This window comes from Blastomonas sp. (genome assembly GCF_046294995.1).
Taxonomy (GTDB): domain Bacteria; phylum Pseudomonadota; class Alphaproteobacteria; order Sphingomonadales; family Sphingomonadaceae; genus Blastomonas.
On sequence record NZ_JBKBOG010000016.1, the window covers coordinates 70,607 to 77,023 of the forward strand.

A 6,417-nucleotide genomic window follows, 5' to 3' on the forward strand; every position below is an offset into this window, starting at 1 on the left:
AGGCGGGCGAGGGGGCGTATCGTGCCGTTCACCCTCACCCTTGCCACTCCGCTTCGCGTCGCGGGCCCCTTCCCTCTCCCATCGGGAGAGGGAGCGAGGCGCACAGCGCCGGAAGGGTGAGGGTGACAGGCTGCATAGCCATCACAGCTCGGTATCGATGATGTGGTTCTCGATCGGTCCGGCGTGCACCTCGCTGATCACCTTGCCCGCCACCGAATGCCCGCCGGCGTGCATCGCCGCCGTGCTGCCGGTCAGCAGATGGTGCCAATCGGGCAGCGGCAGGTTTTGCGCGCGCAGATTATAGGCGCAGGTCGAGGGCAGCCAGCTGATCGTGCCGACATTGCCGCGCGTCAGCCGCAGGCAATCGGGCACCAAAGCGCGGCGGTGGCGGTAATCGGCGCATTGCGCGGTGCGCGTGTCGAGCAGGCGGCAGGCGACGTTGGTCGGGTGGATGCGGCCGGTGTCCTCGTCTTCCACCTTGTGCAGGCAGCATTTGCCGCAGCCATCGCACAGCGCTTCCCATTGCGCCCGGTCAAGGCTCGCCAGCGGCTGTTCCCAGAAGCGATTCACGCCGTCCATTTGTCGATTTCGGCCGCGATCTTCTCGGGGCTTTCGTCATAGGGCAGCAGCGCGATCGGCTCACCCTTGGGCCCCATCAGATAGGCCTGCCGGCTGTGATCGACCAGATAGCCTGCACCTTCATCGCCGCCTTCGGGCTTCTGCGCCTTGTACATCACCAGATACGCATCTGCGACGGCCTTGATCTGCTCCGGCGTGCCGGTGAGGCCGATCAGCCGCGGATGAAACGCGCTGACATACTGCTTGAGCACCGCCGGGGTGTCGCGCTCGGGATCGATGGTGATGAAGATCGGCTGGATCTTTGCGGCACGCTCGGGCTGCTGCTTTTCGAACAGCGCAAAGCCCGCTGCGATCTTCTGCAGATCGATCGGGCAGACGTCCGGGCAGAAGCTGTAGCCGAAATAGATGATGCGGTGCTTGCCGGCAAAGTCGGTGTCGCTGACCGTCTGGCCGTCCTGATCGGTCAGGCTGAAGGCGCCGCCGATCCGCGCGCCTTCCAGCGGCGGCTCCTGCCTTGGAGCGGTGCCGGAGCAGGCGGAAAGCGCGGCCGACAGGGCAAGCGCGAAGAGGAATGCGGGGGTTTTGTTCATGACAGGTTTGTCTCTGCTCTGCTATGCACCCGCTTTCAAGGGGAATGGTGACCACTTCGACGGTCGCGCCCGTCCCCTGGCGCAGTTTTTTGCAAGGACGATGCAACCCGTGACCATCCGTTTCAACACCTTGTCCCGTTTGTGGATCGCCGCCATCGCCGCATTTGCCTTGATGATTCCTGCGGTTGCCAGCGCGCAATTTTCCGACAGCTACAACTTCCTCAAGGCGGTGCGCGAGCGCGACGGCGACAAGGCGACGCAGATGCTCAACGAGCCGGGCAGCACCATCGTCAACACCAAGGACATCACCTCGGGCGAGTCGGCGCTGCACATCGTGACGGCACGGCGCGACCTCACCTGGATGGGCTTTCTGTTGCAGAAAGGCGCCAACCCCAATGTCCGCGACAAGAACGGTGTCACCCCGCTGATGCTGGCGACGACGCTGCGGTTCGTCGACGGCGCCGAAACGCTGCTGGCGCGCAAGGCGCAGGTCGATGCGACCAACAATTCGGGCGAGACCGCGCTGATCCGGGCGGTGCAGTTGCGTGACCTGGCCATGGTGCGGCTGCTGCTCAAGGCGGGTGCCAACGCCGACAAGCAGGACACCATCGCCGGCCAGTCGGCGCGCGATTATGCCGGCGGCGATTTCCGCAACCCGCAGATCCTCGAGGCGATCAAGGAAAACGACAAGGACCGTACCGGCGGTACCAAGACCCCCAACGTGTTCGGCCCGACAGGCTGAGCGAGGGCTAAGCCAAGGCTAGCGCTGGCTGCTTCAGGGTTTGGTGTCCGCAGGCAGACACGGCACGTTGTCCGCGGTCCAGTCGATATCGTAAGTGGCAGGCACCGGCTTTGCCCGCGACGGCGGCATGTCGACTCCCGCCGGATCGTAGAAGATATAGCCCTTGGAATTGTCGAACGCGGCGATGCGGTCGTTGTCCTTGCGCGCTGCCTCCGCATCGATCTCGATCTGCTCGGTGCGCGAGCTGCGGATCATCCGGATGGCGCCATCGCCAATACCGAAAACGCGATAGTAATTTTTGCCGAAAATCCGGGTGTCGAAGCCCGATTTGAACGACCAGTGCTTCTCTGACGCGGTCTTTGGCAAGCGGACCGTGGTCACATAACAGCTATAGCCCGGCGTATTGGCATAAGGCAGGGTCTGGTCCTGTCCGGCGGGCCGGATGCGCCGATCGGGCGGGCTGACGCCTCCGCCGGGCAATGCCGTCGAACGCGCCCCGCCACCGTCCTTCTCCCAATCGACCGTCCCCTTGCCGCTGATCGTCAGGATACTGGCCTGCGCCTTTCGGTCATAGCGCCACGCGACCTTGTCGATCGTCTGCCACGTCTCTCCGACCAGCTGCTGGCTGAGCGCCTCCTGAAGCTGCGCCGCCGCAATCGCGGAATATTGCAAATGCTGCTTGAGGCCGTCCAGGCCGCGGGTGATGACCGTGTTGTTGATCTGTGCGGGGACATCGAAGCCTTCGGTCGCATCGATCTCGTACAATGAAATCTCGTCCGGGCGGCTTGACGGTTTCCATGGCAGCGGCTCGATCGAGGCTCCAGCGGTCCTCAGCGGCAACACCCAGCGATAGGGCAGGAACGGCTCCGCGCTCGCAGCGATCACGTCGGGCAAGGTCCCGTCGAGATACAGCTGTTCGTCGCCGACGGTTGCGCGCACCAGCACATGATCGAACAGGCCGGGGCTGGGCAGCCGCTGGTCGAGACCGTCGTCGAAGCCCGAATTGTTGGCCAGCACCGGTTCGGCCTCGATCCCCAGCTCGGCCAGCAGTGCCAGCAGCAGAGCAGTCTTGCCCTTGCAATCACCATAGCGGCGTTTCCAGGTGTCCTCGGCGGTGGCCGGGGTAAGGTTGCCGCCATCGAGTCCGACGTAGATGTAGCGCACGTCCTTTTGCACCAGCCGCAGCGCCGCCTGCACCCGGTCGGCCGGGTCGGAATGCGCAGCAGCGATGCGGGCGGCCTCCTGGCGGATCGGCGATCCCGCAGGCAGCCTGGCGGCGGCGGCATATAACGGCGCGAAGCGCTGCGAGATCGCGGCCCAGTCCGGATAATCGCTGTATTCGAGCACCCGCTGCCACTGGTAGCGCCAGGGCGCATCCTTGATGTCGGTCATCACCGGGGGATCGAGGAAGTCGAGTTCGATCGTGCGTTCGGACACCCGTGCGACCGCCTTGAAGTCATCGGTCATGCTGATCCGGGGCTCCTGCCCGTCGATCCAGCTCAGGCCCATGCGATAGCGGCCCGATGGCAGACTGGGCGCCAGCGTCAACAGCCCTGCGGTGGCAGAGCCCAAAGTGGGATCGGCGATCCGGATCGTGGTTGCAAATTCGAGCTCATCGCCGACCCTGAGATCGGCAACCCGCAGGACTGCGGTGAGAACGCCATCCAGGCTGGCGGCCTCGAGCTGGTTTTCGCGGCGCAAGATCTCGAAGGTGCCCGCTTTCAGCGCGTCGATGACCGCGCCGTCGCGGTGCACCTTGATGGCGTGCACGATCGGCGCGCCGGCCTGCGGATTCCACGAGATGGCAAGGTTGCCAAGCTGCAGCGCATTGGGATGCAGCAGCTTGATCCTGTAGCCCAGATATTGCTGCTGCCCCTTGGTATCGAGGTGCACCAGCATATCCTGGCGGCGAACGAAAAAGGCACCGGCAGCGTCTTCGGGAACCTCTGCAAGCTCGGACTGGCGGACCCATTCGGGTTCGGCCCCACGTGCGATCTGGTCCTTTTGCGCCAGAACCGGTTGAGCAGCAGCCAGCAGAACACAACCGACCGACACTGTAATACGCACACCCGCTCCATCGTTGCCCGATCGTATAAGAGGCCACGCCCCTTTCGATTGCAAGCCGATAGAGCGTGCGGTCGGTTGGTGTGCCGCTTGGGCAACATGCGGATCGGCCAGGCGCCGCGCAAACACCTTGCCGGGATTGCACCGGCCGAAGGTTTCAGTTCCGCAGTGGCTCCGGATCGAGGTCGAACGGGCTAGTCCTGGTCAGAACTCGGGATATCGATCGAACCTGGGCAGTTCGTGCGCCTGCATCATCCAACCGATCGCGTCTGCCGCCTGGATATGTGCCATCGCTGGGAACGCTTGCGGGTCGTCGAAGGTCGCGGTCTGGATGTCGACCAGCCCGGGCAAGACGGTTTCGTTGATATAGAACAGCCCGGTGCCGCACTGCGCGCAGAAGCTGCGCTCGGCCAGTTCGGATGACCGGTACACCGTCGGCGTTCCCTGCAACACCGTGAAGGTCGAACTCGGCACCGCGGTCCAGCCGACCACCGGCGCGCCCGCGCATCTGCGGCAGTCGGCGCAGTGGCACAGGGCCGTGCGCGGCGCGTCATCGCCTTCGCTTGCAACCTCGATGGCAAACCGCACCGCGCCGCAATGGCATCCGCCTTCTGCGCGGGTCATGCCGGCGCGCCTTCGGCTGCGCGCGCCTTGGCGGCTTCGATCAACCCGGTGTCGACCGCCTTGGAGCGGATATAGGCAGGGCGGGCGCGCAGCCGTTCGGCATAAGCGGCAAAAGCGGGCCGATCGGGCAGCGTGCCGAACATCAGCCCCCAATCCACCTGCGCGCCGACATAGACATCCGCCGCGGTGAACCGGTCGCCGCAGATGTAATCGTGCGCCTCGAGCCATCCCGCCAGCGTATCGACCACCAGATCGAAGCTGCCATAGCCCACCATCCCCTGCTTGTCGGGCGCCGCGTCCCAGCCCATCGACCGGTTGGTGACCGCCTGTTCGAGCGGCCCGGCGCCGAAGAACATCCAGCGATAGTAATCGGCACGCTCCTGGGCGGTGGGGCCAAGTCCGGCTTCGGGAAACGCGTCGGCCAGATAGGCGCAGATCGCGGCACACTCGGTGACCACCTTGCCATCGTGGACGATCGCGGGAACCTTGCCCATCGGGTTGATCGCCAGATATTCCGGCCCCTTCATCTGGGGACCATACTCGACGATGCGCTGCTCATACTCCGCGCCCGCTTCTTCGAGCGCCCATCGCGCGATCTGCCCGCGCGACATGGGATTGGTATAGAAAATCAGCCTGCTCATGCATCTTCCCCTTGATACGACTCGGTGACGGAATGGAACATATCATGAACATCTGGCGTCACCAAGCGTTCAGCACCCTTCTCCGGTGACCACGGCGCCAAGCAGCCCGCCGAGCCCGCCCTTGCACTTTTTCTTCTTCTTGGGCGCCTCGCTGTCCTCGCCGCCGCTCAGGATCGCGCTCATGTCCGGACCGTTCAGCAGCCAGGACGAGTTCGAGCGGTACCGGACCCGCGCGGTCCATTCAGGGGTCCATGGCGTCTTGGCGTTGGCCGGACGCGGCGGATAGGCGAAGTTCGCTTCCGGGCCATAGGCATAAAGGTTGCCGAGCGCGAAGTCTCCGCCCGCTGCGGCCACCTCTGCTGGCACGGTGCAGCTGGTCTGCGATGGCGGCATGACAACCTGCTGCTGGATCAGCCTGGCGACCTGCGCGGGCGCGATCCAGTCCCACAATGCGCCGCCAAACTGGCGCGAGGCGGAGGACGACCACCACACCATGTCCTCGAACTCGCCCTTGCTGTTGGCCTTGGCGCTCATCACCCACGCATAATATCCGGTTGCCCCGGTCACCGTGTTCCAGTTGATCTGGGTGGCGCCGCCGGCGATCGGGCTCGCCTTGCCGGTGATGGCGGGCATGAAGTCCTGGGCCAGCGCGAACGAGATTTCGGGCGCATAATTGCCCGCGATGCGGTGCTCGCCGAGCAGCGAGCTGTCCGCGCTGACCAGCTTGCGGGTTTCTGCATTGGGCCATTCGCCATAGGTCTTGCTGTTGCCGGTGCTGACCGACCGGTCGATCGCGATCGCGCCTGCGAACAGGTCGGGCGGCACCTGGCCCGCGGTCAACCTGGCGTAGTCGATGATCACCGGCTGGCCCGGCCCGGCCTTGGCGCCGCATCCCCAATAGATCAGCAATCGCCCCTTGGGGCGCTGGAAGTCCTTGGGCAGGTCTTCGGGGACCTCGTCGGTGCGGGTGCCGGGCTTGGGGGTGAGCAAGGGCACCGAGGCGCCGAGCTTGGCAGCCGGAGGCATGAAATGATCGGCCTTGGGCGCTCCGGACGCGGGCGCCCGGGACGAACCCAGCCGCAGGATCAGCTCATGCATCTGCTTGTTGCCGCCACCGCCGAACATCATCGACAGCCCCGCCCCCATGCCGCCGCCGCTTCCCATCGCTGCAAGGCCG

Annotated in this window: 7 protein-coding genes; 1 reads left to right on the forward strand and 6 read right to left on the reverse strand. The window is 65.0% G+C overall.

Features of this window, described 5'->3' with window-relative positions; genetic code table 11:
- Window positions 1-141: 141 nt before the first annotated feature.
- Together ACK4R0_RS14620 and ACK4R0_RS14625 are read right to left on the reverse strand one after the other, a co-directional pair.
- The gene (locus ACK4R0_RS14620; protein WP_409675478.1) at window positions 142-579 is read right to left on the reverse strand and encodes a YcgN family cysteine cluster protein; all 438 of its coding nucleotides are present in this window, start codon (window positions 577-579) and stop codon (window positions 142-144) included.
- A complete protein-coding gene (locus tag ACK4R0_RS14625) occupies window positions 567-1,169 on the reverse strand; it encodes an SCO family protein (RefSeq protein ID WP_409675481.1) in 603 nt (200 codons plus the stop codon). The genes ACK4R0_RS14620 and ACK4R0_RS14625 overlap by 13 nt, the downstream gene beginning before the upstream one ends.
- 100 nt (window positions 1,170-1,269) lie before the next feature.
- Here ACK4R0_RS14625 and ACK4R0_RS14630 point away from each other — a divergent pair, with 100 nt between their 5' ends.
- Window positions 1,270-1,911 (forward strand): ankyrin repeat domain-containing protein, encoded by a 642-nt coding sequence (locus ACK4R0_RS14630; protein WP_409675484.1) that lies wholly within the window; start codon window positions 1,270-1,272, stop codon window positions 1,909-1,911.
- A 33-nt stretch (window positions 1,912-1,944) separates the two neighbouring features.
- Here ACK4R0_RS14630 and ACK4R0_RS14635 read toward each other — a convergent pair whose 3' ends face one another.
- The 4 genes from ACK4R0_RS14635 to ACK4R0_RS14650 form a co-directional block, all read right to left on the reverse strand.
- Complete coding sequence (locus ACK4R0_RS14635; protein WP_409675487.1) at window positions 1,945-3,978, reverse strand: DUF3857 domain-containing protein; 2,034 nt, start codon at window positions 3,976-3,978, stop codon at window positions 1,945-1,947.
- A 201-nt stretch (window positions 3,979-4,179) separates the two neighbouring features.
- Window positions 4,180-4,599, reverse strand: a complete 420-nt coding sequence (locus ACK4R0_RS14640) for a GFA family protein (RefSeq protein WP_409675490.1) — start codon at window positions 4,597-4,599, stop codon at window positions 4,180-4,182.
- The gene (locus ACK4R0_RS14645; protein ID WP_409675493.1) at window positions 4,596-5,240 is read right to left on the reverse strand and encodes a glutathione S-transferase family protein; all 645 of its coding nucleotides are present in this window, start codon (window positions 5,238-5,240) and stop codon (window positions 4,596-4,598) included. Before ACK4R0_RS14645 ends, ACK4R0_RS14640 begins: the two co-directional genes overlap by 4 nt.
- Window positions 5,241-5,309: 69 nt before the next feature.
- The coding region (locus ACK4R0_RS14650) for a hypothetical protein (RefSeq protein WP_409675496.1) at window positions 5,310-6,417 on the reverse strand (1,108 nt) is incomplete at its 5' end.

Bases quoted from the DNA above. Each gene is read 5' to 3' on its own strand.
- ACK4R0_RS14620 (WP_409675478.1), bottom strand. From the start codon at position 579: ATGGACGGCGTGAATCGCTTCTGGGAACAGCCGCTGGCGAGCCTTGAC.
- ACK4R0_RS14625 (WP_409675481.1), bottom strand. From the start codon at position 1,169: ATGAACAAAACCCCCGCATTCCTCTTCGCGCTTGCCCTGTCGGCCGCG.
- ACK4R0_RS14630 (WP_409675484.1), top strand. From the start codon at position 1,270: ATGCAACCCGTGACCATCCGTTTCAACACCTTGTCCCGTTTGTGGATC.
- ACK4R0_RS14640 (WP_409675490.1), bottom strand. From the start codon at position 4,599: ATGACCCGCGCAGAAGGCGGATGCCATTGCGGCGCGGTGCGGTTTGCC.
- ACK4R0_RS14645 (WP_409675493.1), bottom strand. From the start codon at position 5,240: ATGAGCAGGCTGATTTTCTATACCAATCCCATGTCGCGCGGGCAGATC.